This window comes from Rhizobium sp. G187 (assembly GCF_051549525.1).
Classification (GTDB): domain Bacteria; phylum Pseudomonadota; class Alphaproteobacteria; order Rhizobiales; family Rhizobiaceae; genus Allorhizobium.
This window is the reverse complement of sequence record NZ_JBPUGM010000001.1, coordinates 823,429-841,146: the sequence shown is the minus strand read 5'-3', so window position 1 is coordinate 841,146 and position 17,718 is coordinate 823,429. Positions and strand designations below refer to the sequence as shown.

General features: G+C 60.1%; 15 protein-coding genes and 3 tRNA genes. 7 read left to right on the top strand and 11 right to left on the bottom strand.

Features of this window, described 5'->3' with window-relative positions:
* The first annotated feature begins 71 nt into the window (after positions 1–71).
* Positions 72–1,547: a trigger factor gene (gene tig / locus ACSV9I_RS04010; RefSeq protein ID WP_054159916.1), complete on the top strand. Its 1,476-nt coding sequence runs from the start codon at positions 72–74 to the stop codon at positions 1,545–1,547.
* Between the two features lie 134 nt (positions 1,548–1,681).
* On the opposite strand, the gene ACSV9I_RS04005 is transcribed toward tig, so the two are convergent.
* The 6 genes from ACSV9I_RS04005 to phaC form a co-directional block, all read right to left on the bottom strand.
* Entirely contained in the window at positions 1,682–2,890 is a 1,209-nt protein-coding gene (locus ACSV9I_RS04005; protein WP_438327419.1) for an MFS transporter, read from the bottom strand.
* 140 nt (positions 2,891–3,030) lie between these two features.
* Positions 3,031–4,455, bottom strand: coding sequence for a Si-specific NAD(P)(+) transhydrogenase (gene sthA, locus ACSV9I_RS04000; RefSeq protein ID WP_438327417.1), 1,425 nt, complete (start codon positions 4,453–4,455; stop codon positions 3,031–3,033).
* Between the two features lie 149 nt (positions 4,456–4,604).
* A complete protein-coding gene (gene radC, locus ACSV9I_RS03995) occupies positions 4,605–5,453 on the bottom strand; it encodes a RadC family protein (RefSeq protein ID WP_438327415.1) in 849 nt (282 codons plus the stop codon).
* Positions 5,454–5,595: 142 nt separating this feature from the next.
* The gene (map, locus tag ACSV9I_RS03990) at positions 5,596–6,423 is read right to left on the bottom strand and encodes a type I methionyl aminopeptidase (protein ID WP_054159913.1); all 828 of its coding nucleotides are present in this window, start codon (positions 6,421–6,423) and stop codon (positions 5,596–5,598) included.
* A gap of 19 nt (positions 6,424–6,442) precedes the next feature.
* Positions 6,443–7,177, bottom strand: a complete 735-nt coding sequence (sfsA, locus tag ACSV9I_RS03985) for a DNA/RNA nuclease SfsA (RefSeq protein WP_438327414.1) — start codon at positions 7,175–7,177, stop codon at positions 6,443–6,445.
* A 12-nt stretch (positions 7,178–7,189) separates the two neighbouring features.
* A complete protein-coding gene (phaC, locus tag ACSV9I_RS03980; protein WP_438327412.1) occupies positions 7,190–9,022 on the bottom strand; it encodes a class I poly(R)-hydroxyalkanoic acid synthase in 1,833 nt (610 codons plus the stop codon).
* A gap of 121 nt (positions 9,023–9,143) precedes the next feature.
* Here phaC and ACSV9I_RS03975 point away from each other — a divergent pair, with 121 nt between their 5' ends.
* The 5 genes from ACSV9I_RS03975 (at position 9,144) to recJ (ending at position 14,740) form a co-directional block, all read left to right on the top strand.
* Positions 9,144–9,584, top strand: a complete 441-nt coding sequence (locus tag ACSV9I_RS03975) for an SHOCT domain-containing protein (protein WP_438327410.1) — start codon at positions 9,144–9,146, stop codon at positions 9,582–9,584.
* 228 nt (positions 9,585–9,812) lie between these two features.
* Positions 9,813–11,033 carry an LL-diaminopimelate aminotransferase gene (locus ACSV9I_RS03970; protein WP_054159910.1) on the top strand — a complete coding sequence of 407 codons (1,221 nt, stop codon included), beginning with the start codon at positions 9,813–9,815 and terminating at the stop codon, positions 11,031–11,033.
* 61 nt (positions 11,034–11,094) lie between these two features.
* The gene (locus ACSV9I_RS03965; protein WP_054159909.1) at positions 11,095–12,414 is read left to right on the top strand and encodes a homoserine dehydrogenase; all 1,320 of its coding nucleotides are present in this window, start codon (positions 11,095–11,097) and stop codon (positions 12,412–12,414) included.
* Positions 12,415–12,570: 156 nt separating this feature from the next.
* A complete protein-coding gene (locus ACSV9I_RS03960) occupies positions 12,571–12,771 on the top strand; it encodes a hypothetical protein (RefSeq protein ID WP_438327407.1) in 201 nt (66 codons plus the stop codon).
* Between the two features lie 154 nt (positions 12,772–12,925).
* Positions 12,926–14,740, top strand: coding sequence for a single-stranded-DNA-specific exonuclease RecJ (recJ, locus tag ACSV9I_RS03955; protein ID WP_438327404.1), 1,815 nt, complete (start codon positions 12,926–12,928; stop codon positions 14,738–14,740).
* An 18-nt stretch (positions 14,741–14,758) separates the two neighbouring features.
* Here the strand turns inward: recJ and ACSV9I_RS03950 are convergent.
* From ACSV9I_RS03950 to gloA, 5 genes are all read right to left on the bottom strand, one after another.
* A tRNA-Glu gene (locus ACSV9I_RS03950) sits at positions 14,759–14,833 on the bottom strand.
* Between the two features lie 179 nt (positions 14,834–15,012).
* A tRNA-Glu gene (locus ACSV9I_RS03945) sits at positions 15,013–15,087 on the bottom strand.
* 182 nt (positions 15,088–15,269) lie between these two features.
* Positions 15,270–15,344: transfer RNA gene (locus tag ACSV9I_RS03940), tRNA-Glu, on the bottom strand.
* A gap of 94 nt (positions 15,345–15,438) precedes the next feature.
* Positions 15,439–16,413, bottom strand: a complete 975-nt coding sequence (locus ACSV9I_RS03935) for a hypothetical protein (protein ID WP_438327402.1) — start codon at positions 16,411–16,413, stop codon at positions 15,439–15,441.
* A 97-nt stretch (positions 16,414–16,510) separates the two neighbouring features.
* Positions 16,511–16,951, bottom strand: a complete 441-nt coding sequence (gene gloA, locus ACSV9I_RS03930) for a lactoylglutathione lyase (RefSeq protein ID WP_054158337.1) — start codon at positions 16,949–16,951, stop codon at positions 16,511–16,513.
* A 183-nt stretch (positions 16,952–17,134) separates the two neighbouring features.
* Here gloA and ACSV9I_RS03925 point away from each other — a divergent pair, with 183 nt between their 5' ends.
* Positions 17,135–17,713 (top strand): cold-shock protein, encoded by a 579-nt coding sequence (locus tag ACSV9I_RS03925; protein WP_054158338.1) that lies wholly within the window; start codon positions 17,135–17,137, stop codon positions 17,711–17,713.
* Positions 17,714–17,718: the final 5 nt, after the last annotated feature.

Genomic DNA, 17,718 nt, shown 5'->3' with positions numbered 1-17,718 from the left:
TGGATTCCGGCGTCGTGCTCAGAGAAACCAACGGTGTCCGAGCACGGCCGCCACGACATGAAGGTAAGAACATGCAGGTTATCGAAACGCTCGCTGAAGGGCTGAAGCGCGAAATCAAGGTCGTCATCCCGGCCAAGGACATGGAACAGCGGATGAACGAGCGTCTCGCCGACGTCAAGGACAAGGTCCGTATCAACGGCTTCCGTCCGGGCAAGGTACCGACGTCGCACGTCAAGAAGATGTATGGCAAGTCGATCATGGCTGAGCTCGTCAACGAGATCATCCGCGACAAGCCGTCGGCGATCCTGTCGGAGCGCGGCGAAAAGTCGGCAACCCAGCCGGAAATCGTCATGACTGAAGACGAGAAGGAAGCGGAAAAGATCCTGTCGGCTCAGGCTGACCTGGAATTCTCCTTCTCCTACGAAATCATCCCCGCAATCGAACTGAAGCCGGTTGATGGCATCAAGGTTGAACGCGAAGTGGTCGAGATCGCCGAGTCGGAAATCGACGAGCAGATCCTCAAGATCGCTGAAAATGCTCGCAGCTTCGAAACCAAGAAGGGCAAGGCCGCCGACGGCGACCGCGTCACCATGGATTACCTCGGCAAGGTCGACGGCGTTGCCTTCGACGGTGGCAAGGACGAAGATGCAGAACTCGTTATCGGTTCCAACCGCTTCATCCCGGGCTTCGAAGAGCAGCTGGTTGGCCTGAAGGCCGGCGACGAAAAGGTCATCACCGTGACCTTCCCGACCGAATACCCCGCAGCGAACCTCGCCGGCAAGGAAGCCACCTTCGACATCACCGTCAAGGAAGTCGCAGCCCCTGCAGCAGTTGAAATCAACGATGAACTCGCCACCAAGCTTGGCGTTGAATCGGTTGAGAAGCTGAAGGAAATCGTCCGCGGCCAGATCGAAGGCCAGTACGGCAACATCACCCGCCAGAAGGTCAAGCGTCAGATCCTCGACCAGCTCGACGAACTCTACAAGTTCGAAGCACCGTCGAAGCTCGTCGACGCCGAGTTCGAAAACATCTGGCGCCAGATCAACACCGATCTTGCACAGTCCGGCAAGACCTTCGCCGATGAAGACACGACAGAGGAAGAAGCCCGCGACGAATATCGCAAGCTGGCTGAACGCCGCGTCCGTCTCGGCCTGGTTCTCTCCGAGATCGGTGAAAAGGGTGGCGTTGATGTCACCGAAGAAGAAATGCAGCGCGCGCTCTACGCCCAGCTGCAGCAGTTCCCGGGCCAGCAGAAGGAAATCCTCGATTTCTTCCGCAACACCCCCGGCGCTGCCGCTTCGCTGCGCGCTCCGATCTTCGAAGAGAAGGTCATCGACAAGCTGTTGACCGAGATCACCGTCACCGACAAGACCGTGACCAAGGAAGAACTGATGGCCGAGGACGGCCAGGAAGATGGCGACAAGTCGCCTAAGAAGGCGTCGAAGAAGAAGGCTTCTGCGAAGGCTGACGACGCCGCTGAAGGCGACGAAGCCCCGAAGAAGAAGGCTGCAGCGAAGAAGAAGGCCGCCGAAGGCGACGCCGAGTAATCGCAAGCCGCAAACACTTGTGAAAAGCCGCCTTCCGGGGCGGCTTTTTGCGTTTCCGGCCTATGGTTGCGATGAGGGCTGCGCTGGGTCGAAGTGAGGCAGCATGTGAGAATGGTTTGTCGGCATTGAGCCGTTTAGGGCCGTTCGGTCGCCGGTTGCCTCTCCACCAGCACCAGTCCGCCGACGCCGGCGATGGCAAGACCAAGCCCGATCCAGGCGGTGCCCGAATAGCCAAAGGTTTGCGAGCCAAGGGCAAAAGCAAGAGCGCTGATTCCATTGCCGAGGAACGAGTTGATCGGCATGAAGGCGGTTCCCAGGCCAGGACGTGCCGGGAAGATATCCTGGAAATAGGTGAGTGGCAGCGAGAGAAGCGCCGCAGCGAAAGCGGCACCCGGCACGGACAGGGCATAGATATGCCAGGGTGCTGACGCCAGGCTCAACGCCGCCATGTAGCCGCCATAGAGCAGGGCGGCGCTGACGATCATGGTGACAATCCTGTAGCGTTTCAGCAGTTCTGAGCAGATCAGCATGAAGGGGATCTCAATCAGGGCCGTCAATCCCGAGATTAGACCGACATCGGCGGTTGTGCCACCGAGTTGCAGGGTGAGGATCAGGGGCCAGATCGTGCCGGACAGCCTGAGCGTGGCGGTGATTGCTGCCATTGCCGCCATGCGCACCAGCATGATGGGGGCTGCAAGTTCACGCAGTGCCGAAAAGAACCCCGGCGCACCAGGATCTCGCGCTGGCCTTTGTGCTTGTCGCTTCAGCAGCGCCGTGGCGCACAGGCAGATGAAGAGCGAGAAGATGGACGCCGCCCCCCAGGCCCCGAGCATCGAGCCGGACGCGCCGAGGGCAAGCCCGAGAACCGCAGGTGTCACGACCCAGGCAGCGGATACGAAAGCCCGCATGGTGGCATTGATCGAGGCAGCGTCGATTGGCGCGAGTTCGGCAGTCTCTCCTCGTGCACTGGCGAAAATGAGGGAGCTGGTGGCATAGAAAAAGGGGATTACGATCGAGGTCGCGCCGACAAAGACCGGGATCGACGGATAGAGATAGATCGCGCCATAACCCGCGAATCCCATGAGCGACATGAGGATCATCATCTTTCTGCGGTCTCCGAGGAGGTCGGAGAGGATGCCAAGTGACACGCTGATCGTGACGGCTGCGAGCGACGAGACGAAGATGAGAAGTGAATAGGCTTGGTCGCTCATCCCAAGCGTACCGATCGCCGTGACGGAGAGATAGGGCAGGGTGGCACCATAGGCGGACCCCTGCGCAAAGATCATCAGTGAGAGGACGAGCAGTTGCGGGCGGCCACCAATATGGCCGAAGGAAGCGAACATGAAACAAGCTCTGGTGCTGAAAATGCGCGGATGACGGGCGAAAAAGGTGTGGAGGTTGCTACTTTCGCACGAGTCGTCGCCGCCGTCAGCCCTTCATGGCCAACGGCCGCAAAAGGCTGCGCAGGCTAACCCTCTCGGAGTTATTCAGCAGCCTTTCGTTCCACCTTCTCGACTTTCAACTCGCCCATGCGGTTCCAGGCGTCGAGGCCAGCGATCTTGTAGGCTTCGGCTAGCGTCGGATAGTTGAAGGTATTCTCGACGAAGTACTCAACTGTGCCTTTGAGATTGAGAACAGCTTGACCGATATGAACAAGCTCGGTCGCACCCTCGCCGACGATATGCACGCCAAGGAGGCGACGGGTCTTGAGCGAAAAGATCATCTTCAACATGCCGCTATCGAGGCCCATGATGTGGCCGCGCGAGGTCTCGCGGAAATGCGCAATGCCGGCCTCATAGGGAATGCCGCGCTGGATAACTTCTTCCTCGGTCAGGCCGCAGGTCGAAATCTCCGGCACGGCATAGATGCCATAGGGGAAATATTGCGGCGGTTCCTGCGCTGGAGCGCCAACGGCATGACGGGCGGCAATTCGGCCCTGTTCCATCGAGGTGGAGGCAAGCGAGGGGAAGCCGACGACGTCACCAGCGGCGTAGATATGCGGTATGGCTGTCTGGAATGTCTCGGGGTTTACCTTGAGCCGACCACGATTGTCTCCCTCGAGACCGATCGCTCCGAGATTGAGTGAATCGAGCGCACCGACACGGCCGGCCGCGAAGAGCACCATTTCCGAAGTCAGGATGCGCCCATTCTTCAGCGTCACCCGGCACTTGCCATCGACCTTCTCCACGCCTTCGACGGTTTGGCCGAAGACCAGCTTCATGTTGCGGTCGCGCAGCTGGTAGGTGAAGTCCTCGACGATTTCCTTGTCGATGAAGTCGAGCATCGTATCGCGCGGTTCGACCACGGTCACCGCAGTATCGAGCGCGGAAAAGATCGTCGCATATTCGATGCCGATGACGCCCGCGCCGATCACCACCATGGATCGCGGCAGTTGCTTGATGTCGAGGATCTCGTCGCTGTCGATGATGCTCGTGCTGTCGAATGGAATATGCGTGGGCCGGAAGGGCCGGGTGCCGACAGCAAGCAAGACCGAGGTCGCGCCGACATGAAGCACTTCGCCATCCTCTTTCACCACTTCAAGCGTATGGGCATCGATGAAGCTCGCCTTGCCGCGCAGGTGGTGGACCCGGTTGCGCGAGAACTGGTGCTCCAGAACCTCGACCTCATGGTCAAGCGTGATCAGCAGGCGCCGTCTGAGATCGTCGGCATTGATCTCCTGCTTGACCCGGTAGCTGCGGCCATAAAAGCCGCGTTCGCGCCAGCCCGTCAGATTAAGGGCCGTTTCGCGCAGCGTCTTCGACGGGATCGTGCCGGTATGGACAGAGACGCCGCCGACGCGGCTTCCCTTCTCGATGACGAGAACCTTCTTGTCGAGCTTAGCCGCCTGGATCGCTGCGCGACGTCCGGCCGGTCCGCTGCCAATGACGACGAAGTCATACGTGTTCATGAAAACTGCCTTTGCCTTGCCCGGATCCGCATGCGACTCGGTCGGGTTCCTAAGCGTTTTCTACCAGAGCAATCTGACCGTTTCGTTATCTCCCGCGCGTCAAGCGACGTTTTTATGGTCCAATGACGACAGAACGGCACACCTCGAACTCACATCAGCTTCAGCCCTTTGAGGCTTGCATGACCTTCCTTGCCGATGATGATGTGATCGTGGACGGTGATGCCGAGGGGTTTGGCCGTCTCTACGATGGTCCGGGTCATGTCGATATCAGCCCTTGACGGTGTCGGGTCGCCGCTTGGATGATTGTGCACGAGAATGACGGCGGTCGCCGAGAGCTCGAGAGCGCGCTTGACCACTTCGCGCGGATAGACCGGCGTATGGTCAACCGTCCCACGCCCCTGGATTTCATCTGCGATCAGAGCATTGCGTTTGTCGAGGAACAGAATGCGGAATTGCTCGGTCGTCTCGTAAGCCATCGCTGCATGGCAATAATCGATGACGGCAGACCATGATGACAGGACCTGCTTTTCGCGCAACTCGCTCTTCAACATCCGCTGCGCCACCGTGGCGACCAGCTTGAGATCGAGCGCGACGGCTTCGCCGACGCCCTTCACCTCCTGCAAAAGGGCTGAAGGTGCGCCAAGCACGCCCGCAAGTGTGCCGAAACGCGTGAGCAGTGCCTTGGCGATCGGTTTCGTGTCTCGGCGTGGGATGAGGCGAAACAGGAGCAGTTCAAGAATTTCGTAGTCGGCGAGCACACCATCGCCGCCATCCTTGAAACGTGCTCGCAGACGGTCGCGGTGGCCGTGATAATGTTGGTCGTTCGCCGTTGGCGTCGATGTTTGCGGTTGCACCAGCCTGTCGCTCTTGGTTGGGCGCTCGGCAAAAAAGCTACGTTCGTCGATCGTTGCTGGCGTGGCCGGTATTGGACCGTCCGTGGGATACAAGCTCCCGTCGGGAAGGGGTGTTGCAAGATCGGAAAGGTAAGACTTCGTCATCTCTCGGTCCCGGCTTCGACCACTTTGGTCGCGCAGCGATCACCGCCGCACCGGTATTCTGCCATGACTTGCGGTCAGCGCAAGCGTAAGTTGCGCAAGCCCGTCCCCTCAAACGGCAGGAACGGGCTCAGGTCGCCGAAGGTCAGCGATTGAGGCCAGGTGCATCGAGGCCGGCGGGCGACAGCGTGAAGATCTCGCAACCGGTCGCAGTTACGCCGACTGTGTGTTCGTACTGTGCGGTGAGCGAGCGGTCGCGGGTCACGGCCGTCCAGCCGTCAGAAAGAACCTTCACATGCGGCTTGCCGAGATTGATCATCGGTTCGATGGTGAAGATCATGCCTTCGCGCATCTCCGGCCCTTCATTGGCCTTGCCGTAGTGCAGGATGTTCGGGCTGTCGTGGAACAGGCGGCCGACGCCATGGCCGCAGAAATCGCGCACCACGGTGCAGCGCTCAGCCTCGGCAAAGGTCTGGATCGCCTCGCCGATGGCACCCGTCCGGGCGCCGGGGCGCACCGCGGCGATCCCGCGCATCAGGCATTCATGGGTCACTTCCATAAGCCGCTCTGCCGCCCGCTTCACTTGGCCGACCGGATACATACGGCTCGAATCGCCATGCCAGCCGTCGAGTAGGAAGGTGACGTCAATATTGACGATATCGCCGTCACGCAGCGGCTTGTCTTCCGGCATGCCGTGGCAGACAACATGGTTGATCGAGGTGCAGACGGAATATTTGTAGCCCCGGTAGTTCAGCGTTGCAGGCAGGGCGCCGTGATCCATGCCGAATTCAAAGACAAAGCGATCGATGGCCGAAGTCGTCACCCCGGGCTGAACCATCGGCACCAGCGCATCGAGGCAGCGTGCCGTTAGCTGGCAGGCCCGCCGCATGCCCTCGAAATCATCAGCGCTGTAGAGCCGGATCGCGCCCGTATTCTTGAGGGGAGCCGAAGCGGCGTCGATATATGTCACCATCGGAGTGCTTTCCGTCTTTTTACCGTCGGGCCGCTTGTAATGCAGCAAGGGCAGGCTCGTCCATGCCAATGCGTCCGGTTGGGCTGATTTCCTCGGCACTCACCTGGCATTTCACGGCATAGACCTCGACGCCTGCTGCAATGGCGTGTGCGAAGGCGGCAGCATAACCCGGATCAAGATCGCCGCACAGTCTGAAGCGATTGCAGTCTGACCTCTGTACCACGTAGAGCATGATGGCACGCTGGCCGGATGCAGATACCACGGCGAGTTCCTCCAGGTGCCGCGCACCGCGCGTTGTCACCGTGTCGGGAAACTCGGCAAGTCCCGGTTCGCGGGTGAAATGCACGTTCTTGACTTCGACATAGGCATCCGGCCGTCCGGTCGAGGAGAGAAGGAAGTCCACCCTCGAATTGCGGCCATAACGCTGCTCGCGCCGTAGCGTGGAATAGCTTGCAAGGTCACTGACAAGGCCGGCGGAGATCGCCTCCTCGGCGAGACGGTTGGCAAGCGCAGCATGCACGCCGACCATCGTGCCATCAGCCTCGATGATCTCAAAAGCGTAGCGATGCTTGCGGGCAGATCCCTGATGATCGGACAACCAGATCCTGGAGCCAGGGCTCGTCAATCCGAGCATGGAACCGGTATTCGGGCAGAATCCGGTGATCTGCGTGCCATCACCAAGGACCGCATCGAACAGAAAGCGTTTGTAGCGGCGAACAAGGACCGCAGGAACCAGTGCAGGGTGGAACCGCAAGCTGTTGCGACCTCAGACCCGGGCCATGACATAGGCGCCCGGCGCATCGGCAATCGCATTGAGCGCACCGCCCCCCGGCGCTCTGGCTGGAACGCGGGCGTCGTCGAGCGCTTCGATCCACGTCTGCCAGTGGGGCCACCAGGAACCGGTGGTCTCTTTCGCTTCGGCAAGCCAGTCCTCATAGCTGCCGACAGCCGCGCCGTTGGTCCAGAACTGATACTTGTTTTTATCCGGCGGATTGACGACGCCGGCGATGTGGCCTGAGCCTGCGAGGACGAAATCGACTGGCCCGCCAAACAGGCTGCTACCAACGAAAACAGATTTCGCCGGCGCTATGTGGTCCTCACGGGTTGCCAGATTATAGATCGGGATCCTCACATCCTTCAGCGACAGGGTTTTGCCGGCCAGCTGCATCTTGCCCTGGCTGAGCGTGTTGTTGAGGTAGCAATTGCGCAGATAGTAGGAGTGGTTCGCTGCGGCCATTCGGGTCGAATCGGAGTTCCAGAAGAGAAGGTCGAAGGGCATCGGATCCTGGCCCTTCAGGTAGTTGTTGACGAAATAGGGCCAGATCAGTTCCGAGGCGCGCAGCATGTTGAAGGCCGACGCCATTTTCGAGCCGTCCAGGTAGCCACTCTCCTGCATTCGGGCTTCGAGCGATGTCAGCTGGCCCTCGTCGACAAAGACCTTGAGGTCGCCGGCATAGGTGAAGTCGACTTGCGTCGTAAACAGCGTTGCACTTGCGATTCGCTGATTGTTTTCCTGCGCATGCAGCGCCAGTGCCGCCGCAAGCATTGTTCCCCCGACGCAGTAGCCGATCGCGTTGACCTGTTTTTCCCCGGTCGCCTTTTCCACGGTATCGAGCGCGAAATCGACGCCCTCGCGAATATAGGCTTCCCAACCCTTGTCTGCGTGTCGCTCATCGGGATTAACCCAGGATATGACAAAGACCGTGTGCCCCTGGTCCACACACCACTTGATGAAGCTTTTCTGCGGGTTGAGATCAAGGATGTAGAACTTGTTGATCCAGGGCGGGCAGATGAGGAGAGGGCGCTTCAACACCGTCTCGGTCGTCGCTTCGTACTGGATGACCTCACAGATATCGCTCTGGGCAATCACCTTCCCCGGTGTCACGGCCATGTTGATGCCGACGGCGAATTTGCTGTTGTCGGTTTGGCGCATCTTGAGGTCGCCACCGCCGGCTTCAATGTCTTCGGCGAGCATCTGCATGCCCTTGACGAGATTGGCGCCGTTGCTCGCTACCGTCTCCCGATAGAGCTGAGGATTGGTCGCAACGAAATTGGCGGGCGACATCGCCGCGGTGATTTGCCGAACGTAAAAGGCAGCCTTGTGTCTGGTGTGTTCGTCCAAGCCTTGGGCCTCGTCGACCATCTTTTCGGCCCACTGCGACAGCACGACATAGGTCTGGCGCAGGAAGTCAAAGAAGGGATTGCGCTCCCAGTCCTCGTCGGAGAAGCGCTTGTCCTTCGGCAGCGGATCCGTGACGGGCACCTCCGGTGCTGCGAATCGGGCAAGTGACCGGCTCCAGACGCCAAACACGGCGTTCAGCAGATGCGTCTGGGCTTCGAGCGTCCGCTTGGGGTCGGACATCCAGTATTCGGCCACCTTGCCCATGGTGCGTGTGAGTTCGGTCACCGGCTCGCCCACGGGGTCGATGATCTCGCCGCTTTCGCGCGGCTTCAGCCAGACGGATGCGGCCTTGCCAAGGTTTTCAAGAGCCTTGGCCGCGTTGATCGCCAGTGCCTGCGGGTCTTTGACGATATAGGGTTCGATCAGCTTGGGATCGAAGGCGGCGCCGCTGTCGGTGTCTTCGCGCGTGCTGTCCATGACCTCCCCCAGACCATTCTTCTGAAATCTTTTGTATTTGCCTATCCTGCCCGAAAACGACTACAAGTTCCAGCGATTGGCGCATAGTCTTTATGAGAACGGTCATGCCGGATGCGCTGCGATGACAGAATTTGCCGCAAGGACGCGGCGGACCGAGGCTGATGTGAAAAGCTTTCTGAGTGAATGGGACCGGACACGGTCTGCCCTCCTTGTTGTTGGTGTGATCGCGCTTGCCGGTTCCGGCTGCCAGTCGGCCCCGCCTGCGCCCAATCCAATGTCCACGGCGCTGGAAGTCACGGTGGAAGACGAGGACCAGCCGAAGGCCCCGACACAGCGTCCCACTTATCCGGACGGCTATCCGAATTTCTCCGGGTCACTGACGGCTGCGAGCGTCCAGATGAACAACGAGGAGGCGTCGGCTCTGCAGCAGCGCCTGACCGCTCTGTCGACCGCGAGGAAGGCCGGCACGATCACCGAGGCCGAATATCAGCGCCGGCTCGTCGAGCTTCGACGCTTGGCGGCTGGACACGGGGCTGAGACCCAGGCCGAGATCGCCAATTAAGACTTGCGCTTCGCGTGATTTTTCCGCAAAGCAGCGAATGTTGAAACAGCGCTTTTTCCTGCTGATCCCGGCCTTTCGACCGGATTTGCGACACGATTAGATGGCAGCGCTGTAACGGGCATACACTAACGCGACTTCGGTTCTGCGGTTCGTTGCGGAGCGCGTGATCACTGGCGAGAACGAACCCGCCTGCGGCGAACAGCATTCGCGCAGTTTCAGGGGTTGAAGATGGAAGAGTTTCACAAAGTTCGGCGGCTGCCGCCTTATGTTTTCGAACAGGTCAACCGTCTGAAGGCCAGCGCCCGAGCCGGTGGCGCCGACATCATCGATCTCGGCATGGGCAATCCCGACCTGCCGACCCCGCAGGCGATCGTCGACAAGCTCTGCGAAGTGGTCCAGGACCCGCGCACGCACCGTTACTCTTCGTCCAAGGGCATTCCCGGCCTTCGCCGCGCCCAAGCCGCCTATTATGCCCGCCGCTTCAACGTGAAGCTCAACCCGGACACACAGGTCGTTGCCACGCTCGGATCGAAGGAAGGCTTCGCCAACATGGCGCAGGCCATCACCGCGCCGGGCGACGTGATCCTCTGCCCGAACCCGACCTATCCCATTCACGCCTTTGGCTTCCTGATGACGGGCGGCGTGATCCGGTCGATCCCGATCGAGCCGGACGAGACTTTCTTTCCGCCGCTCGAGCGCGCCGTGCGTCACTCGATTCCAAAGCCGCTGGCGCTGATCGTCAACTATCCGTCGAACCCGACGGCGCGTGTTGCAAGCCTTGACTTCTACAAGGATGTCATCGCCTTCGCGAAGAAGCACGATATCATCGTGCTCTCGGATCTGGCCTATTCTGAAATCTATTTCGACGACAACAATCCGCCGCCGTCGGTGCTTGAGGTTCCGGGCGCAATGGACGTCGCCGTCGAGTTCACCTCGATGTCCAAGACCTTCTCGATGCCGGGATGGCGCATGGGCTTTGCCGTCGGCAACGAGCGTCTGATCGCAGCGCTCACGCGCGTGAAGTCCTACCTCGACTACGGCGCCTTTACCCCGATCCAGGTGGCCGCGACCCATGCATTGAATGGCGACGGCACCGACATCGCCGAAGTGCGCAGCGTCTACAAGCGTCGCCGTGACGTTATGGTCGAAAGCTTCGGCAAGGCCGGTTTTGAAGTGCCGCCGCCGGCCGCAACCATGTTTGCCTGGGCAAAGATCCCGGAGAAATTCCGTCATCTCGGCAGCCTGGAATTTTCCAAGCTGTTGGTCGAGAAGGCCGATGTCGCGGTGGCTCCGGGCATTGGCTTTGGCGAAATGGGCGACGAATATGTTCGTCTCGCGCTGGTTGAGAACGAACACCGCATTCGTCAGGCCGCGCGCAACATCAAGAAGTTCCTCTCGACGGCTGACGAGACCATGCACAACGTGATCTCGCTCAACGCCCATCGTTGAGTCTTACCGGGCGGTCGTTGCAGACCGCCTGTCCCACCTACAGAACTTTCAGGAATGCCTCATGGCTGATGCCCTCAAAATCGGCGTGGCGGGTCTCGGAACCGTCGGCGCCTCGCTCGTCCGTATCCTTCATCAGCGTTCGAACGCACTCACGGTCGCCTGCGGCCGTCCGATCATTGTCACGGCGGTTTCGGCACGCGACAAGACGAAGGATCGCGGCATTGCGATGGATGGCATCCTTTGGTTCGACGATCCGGTAACGATGGCTGAGACGGCGGACATCGACGTCTTTGTCGAACTCGTCGGTGGCGCGGAAGGGGCGGCTGAACAGTCGGTCCGGACAGCGCTCACCCGTGGCCTGCATGTCGTAACGGCCAACAAGGCGCTGCTGTCGCGCCATGGCGTCGAGCTCGCCAAGCTTGCCGAGGCCAAGGGCTGCCTTCTGAACTATGAGGCCGCTGTCGCCGGTGGTATTCCGGTGATCAAGACGCTGCGCGAGTCGCTGACCGGCAACAATTTCTCCCGCATCTACGGGATCATGAACGGCACCTGCAATTACATCCTGACCCGGATGGAGCGCGAAGGGCTGTCGTTTGCCGATTGCCTCAAGGAAGCGCAGCGCTTGGGTTATGCGGAAGCCGATCCGAGCTTCGATATCGAAGGCAACGACACGGCACACAAACTGTCGATCCTGACGACTCTCGCCTTTGGCTGCGAAATCGCAGCCGACCAGATCTATCTTGAAGGCATCACCAATATTTCGATCGAGGATATCCATGCGGCGGCCGATCTCGGCTATCGCATCAAGCTTCTCGGCGTGGCGCAAAAAACCGAGAGCGGCATCGAACAGCGGGTTCACCCGACCATGGTGCCGCATGATTCGGTGATTGCGCAGGTCGATGGTGTCACCAATGCCGTGGCACTGGAGTCGGACATTCTCGGAGAACTGCTGATGGTTGGTCCGGGTGCCGGCGGTAACGCCACGGCCTCGGCTGTCCTGGGCGACGTCACCGATATTGCCAAGAGCCGTCCAGGCGCTCAGAACGTGCCGGTTCTCGGGCGTCCCGCCCATCTTCTCGACGCTTACCGGCAAGCTGAAATGCAAAGCCATGAAGGTGGCTATTTCATCCGCCTGACGGTCCAGGATCGCACCGGCGTTTTTGCCAGCATCGCGACGCGTATGGCGGAAAATGCCATTTCGCTCGAATCGATCGTCCAGCACGCCAAGGAACCTGCGACAGCCGACCGGCCGCAGACGATCATCCTGGTCACCCATGCCACCATGGAGAGTGCGGTCCGCAAGGCCGTCGGCGCCATCAAGGGCGAGGGCTACCTCATTGGTGAACCGCAGGTAATCCGGATCGAACGGCCGAAAGGCTGAGGCGACAATCCCTTACCCAGGTTGAGACCCGGACCGATCAGACCGCCAGAACTGGCGGGCTGATCGCATCCTGTGCGTCGATAGGTAGTGCTCGCCAAAAGGACCGGACTCGGCTAGGCTGACAGCATCATATGGATTCTTGGGAGGGGTTCCAGAATGATCAGCGGTAGCAGCCGTGCTCATGTCATCGATCGATCGGGTGAATTGCGAAGCGCTCGCCATGATGCGGGCGCTGAAGCGTGTGCGCATAACAGTGTGAGCTCCGACCTTGAGAGCACGACAGGCTGGCTCCAATTGCTGACACTGGCGCTCGTTATGATGCTTCCCTTCGTGCTCGTCGCCTGGCTTTTTTCCTGATCTCTATTCCCGAGGCTTGCGGAGAGAGCTGCGAGACCACTGGCGATTCTGTCCGATCTCTATAGAAGGAGAGGGAGTTGGCCGTCATTGACGGCCGCTCAAGTCCATTGATCGAGTGAGGGCATGGCCGCGCATGGTCGCCCGGAAGGCAGGCATGTCGACGCAACCGGTAGATCCCGTCCAACGCGCATTCCTGGGTGTCGAGCAATCCGCAAGCGGTCAGCGATGGATGTCGCGCACCGATCAGGCCGGTGAAAACAGGGCGCTGGCCATCAGCCAGTTGCATGGGATACCGGAACTCGTGGCCCGCGTTCTTGCCGGTCGAGGTGTCGGTGTCGACGATGCCCCCACCTTCCTTGATCCGACGATCCGCAATCTGATGCCCGATCCATCAAAGCTGACGGATTGCGATAAGGCGGCAAGCCGCATCGCATTGGCGATCGACAAGAAGCAGAGAGTGGCGATCTTTGGCGACTATGACGTGGATGGTGCCGCGTCGTCTGCGCTGATGTACCGGTTCCTCAGCCATTTCGGCGTCGAAGCGGAAATCTATATTCCCGACCGCATCTTTGAAGGTTACGGCCCGAATGCAGCGGCCATCGACCAATTGATCGACCGGGGGGCGGATCTGTTGATCACGGTTGACTGCGGCTCGACCAGCATTGAGGCGCTCGGCGCTGCAGAGCGGCGTGGTGTGGATGTTGTTGTAATCGATCACCACCAGATGGGCCACGAAATGCCGGTCTGTCACGCTCTGGTCAATCCGAACAGGGAGGATGACCTGTCGGGGCAGGGGCATCTCTGCGCCGCCGGTGTTGTATTCATGGTTCTGGTCGCCTCGCTGAGACACCTTCGCGAGGCGGGGCACCCTTATGCGCGCTCGCTCGATCTCCTGGCCTGGCTTGATCTCGTGGCGCTGGCGACCGTGTGTGATGTGGTGCCACTGAAGGGCCTCAACCGCGCTTATGTGACGAAAGGACTGATCGCTGCCCGCCATCAGAACAATGCCGGCCTTGCCGCGCTCTTGCGTGTGGCTGGCATCGGCGGGCCAGTCACTCCCTACCATTTCGGATTTCTGGTTGGTCCCAGAATCAATGCCGGTGGCCGAATCGGCGATGCTGCCCTCGGCAGCCGGTTGCTGACACTTGACGACGCCGGGCAGGCGGAGGAGATCGCAGCCAAGCTGGATGAACTCAACCGCGAGCGACAGGCGATGGAAGCCGTGATGCTGGCAGAGGCCGAGGCAGAGGCCATGGCCGAATATGGGACCGGCGAACGCGCGGCCGTGATCGTCACGGCCAAGGAGCAGTGGCATCCGGGGATCGTCGGGCTGCTTGCCGCGCGACTCAAAGAAAAATTCAAGCGCCCGGCCTTTGCGATCGCCTTCGATCCGCTCGGCAAAGGGACAGGCTCCGGCCGCTCGATCAGCGGCTTCGATCTTGGGCGTATGGTGCGGGCCGCTGTTGATGAGGGCTTGCTGCTCAAGGGCGGCGGCCATGCCATGGCGGCAGGCTTGACCGTGGAGCGTGCCAATCTTGGGCGGCTGCGCGCCTTTTTTGACGAGCAGGCCATGACGCAGGTGTCCGCCCTCGCGGCTAATCAGACGCTCAAAATTGACGGGGCAATCGGGGCATCCGGAGCGACGCTGGCACTGGTCGATCAGCTCGAATCGGCAGGCCCGTTCGGTTCCGGTCATCCGCAGCCGGTCTTTGCTGTGCCACTGCACCGTCTGCGCGACGTTCGGCCCGTTGGTACCACGCACATCAAGATTACGCTGGAGAGCATGGACGGTAGCCGTCTCGACGGCATCGCCTTCCGCGCAGCCGAGACGGAATTGGGTCGTTTTCTGATGAACAACAAGGGTAACCAGATCCATGTCGCCGGCAATCTGAGCGCCGACCAATGGCAGGGAAACCGCCGGGTCCAGTTCCGCGTCCTTGATGCCGCGGGAACGAAATTGATTGCCTGACGAGAACGGAATTGGAAGTGGCACGCCCTAGGGGAGTCGAACCCCTCTTCCCAGAATGAAAATCTGGTGTCCTAACCGATAGACGAAGGGCGCGTGCGCTTCGGTGGCGCCCTTATGGCCAAAACCAGAGGCGCTTGCAAGAGGTTTTCCCTCGTCTGTCGACAGTTTTTCCACAGCTTGCGAAGGGGTGTGCCAACGCAAAAGCATAAGCAACTGCAGCACGTTAAGTGCAGTCGAGATGTCTTATCCACGATGTCTTGAAAAATCCGAAGTGGCACGCCCTAGGGGAGTCGAACCCCTCTTCCCAGAATGAAAATCTGGTGTCCTAACCGATAGACGAAGGGCGCGTGCGCTTCGGTGAGGCCCTTATGACCAAAACCGGGCTGGCTTGCAAGAGGTTTTGCACGCTCTTTCAACAATTTTTCCACAGCTTCGAATGTGAGGTCCGGCAAGGGAAAAACGCAACGACGACGGCAACTTAGATGCAGTCGCCACCAAGCTTTTCCACAATGTCGTGTGATATCCGAAGTGGCACGCCCTAGGGGAGTCGAACCCCTCTTCCCAGAATGAAAATCTGGTGTCCTAACCGATAGACGAAGGGCGCGTGCGCTTCGGTGGCGCCCTTATAGTCAGAGAGTTTCAGGACCGCAAGCGTTGCTTTTGCGTTTTTGCACAAATTATGACGGAGGTCGTCACACTCAAGGGGAGGCAGGTTGAGCTTTCGCGGCTGTGCCCCCTGAGAGCAGCTTCGAGAGGGACGGCATCCACCGCTTCTTAGTGGTGGCGGGTGCTGCATTGGTCGCCGGATCAGCCAAAGGTTCCGCAGCCGAGGCGACGTCTGCCGCTGACGGTGCCGCAACGGCGCCGAGCGCCGTCAACTGCTCCTCTGTCATCTGCACTTGTTGCGGCACTTGCTGCTGCGGTTCCCGCAGCGCCAGCATCTTTCGCTTCGGGCGCGGATCGGAAAGCTTTCGCAGCACAGGTGGGCCGTCATCCGTGGTTTGGGCAGCCGGCGGCGTCGGCTCGGCCACCGGCATAGTGGCGGCGGCTGGATCAACAGCAGCAGACGCCTGGATGGTGGGGCTGAACAAGCTCTTGCTGACCGCACGCACGCCGACGACCGGTAAGTCTGACGGTACGATGCTGGTGGAGGCTGCATTCTGGCCGACCTGTCCAGGCTGTACGACCTCCGGCTCCGGGAGCGGTGCTGGGCTCCGCGCTGCCGCAAAAATGCTGTTGGTACCAGCGCGAACGCCGGTCTCCTGCATGGTCAGGTCGCCGAGATCTGCGGCGCTCGCTTGCGGTGTCGAGTGAGATTGCGCTGCATTCCCCATCTTGGCAATCTGTTGGGCGAGCACCTCGGGTGGTGGTTCCGCAATTTCGGTGTAAGCCGATGCCATGGGAGACGGATTGCGCTTCAAGGTTGGGGCCGGGCCGTCGTTCGGTGCATCAGGGGCATCTGACGCTGGTACCGTCTTGCCCGCCATCGCCACGACCATGGGATCCTGATAGCCGGACAATGTCCCATCTGGCCTGGCGATAGAGGCAGCCGGTGTAGCGTCGCCCATGGACAGCAATTCTTCCGCGCCCGTCTGACAGGAGGCGAGCAAGAGACCGGCCATCGCGACAGACGCGACATTGGCCAGTGTGGACGACGAAAGGAAAGTGGTCATGACGGCCCCGAAATTATCTTCCTTGGAAGAAAGAGGGCGACGACTTCGCCCTCTCGCATCGAGGCCAATCTAGGCGCGCAAACTTGCGCGAAGCGGATTACCAGGCGCCAGTATTGCCCATGGAAACCCAAGGCTCAGCGGGGGCGAGGTTTTCGCCCTTTTGCAGGATCTCGATCGAGATTCCGTCGGGCGAGCGAACGAAAGCCATATGGCCGTCGCGCGGCGGGCGGTTGATGGTGACACCATTGTCCATCAGCTTCTGGCAGATGGCATAGATATCGTCGACCTCATAGGCGAGATGGCCAAAATTGCGGCCGCCTGTGTAATCTTCCGTATCCCAGTTGTAGGTGAGCTCGAGGCAAGGTGCCATCTCGGCCTTTGCCCGATCGAGATCGTTCGGCGCAGCAAGAAAGACGAGTGTGAAGCGGCCCTTCTCGTTCTCGTAACGCCGGATCTCCTGGAGGCCGAAAAGCGTGCAATAGAAGTGGAGCGAGGCGTCGAGGTCTTTCACTCTGACCATGGTGTGCAGGTAGCGCATGCAGATTTCTCCTGTGACGTTGGGCATATGGTACAGCCGACAGTTTCGAGCAAGGCTGTCGCTGCAAAAGCAACTGGTGAAATGTGAAACAAGGGCTTGCGCAAAGGCATTGACCGAATGTTAATCTGAATCTCAAGAATCAGTTAACTAAGCAATGTGACGCGTTTTCGAGGGGCTTGGGGAATGGCGGACAGAATATCATCGAAGGGGCTCGATGGATTCGAGGAGTTGTCCGGCGAGGCCGTTGACCTGCTGGAGATCACCGGCGTGGTTAAGTGGTTCGACGTCGCCAAAGGCTTCGGCTTCATCGTGCCGGATAATGGCATGCAGGACGTTCTCCTGCACGTGACCTGCCTGCGCCGCGATGGATATCAGACCATTCTCGAAGGCACCCGTATTGTCGCCCTCATTCAGAAGCGTGATCGCGGCTACCAGGCCTTCCGGATCCTGTCGATGGATCAGTCTACGGCTGTCCACCCGTCGCAGATGCCGCCGATGCGGACACACGTGCAGGTCACGCCAACCAGCGGGTTGGAACGCGCTCTGGTTAAGTGGTTCAACCGCACCAAGGGATTCGGCTTCCTGACGCGCGGCGAGGGGACTGAGGACATTTTCGTCCATATGGAGACATTGCGTCGTTTCGGTCTGACCGAGCTGCGGCCTGGCCAGACGGTTCTGGTCCGCTTTGGACCAGGGGATAAGGGCCTCATGGCAGCCGAGATTCACCCCGATAATCCCGGCCCGGCGCTCCGGGCGCATTGAGGTCC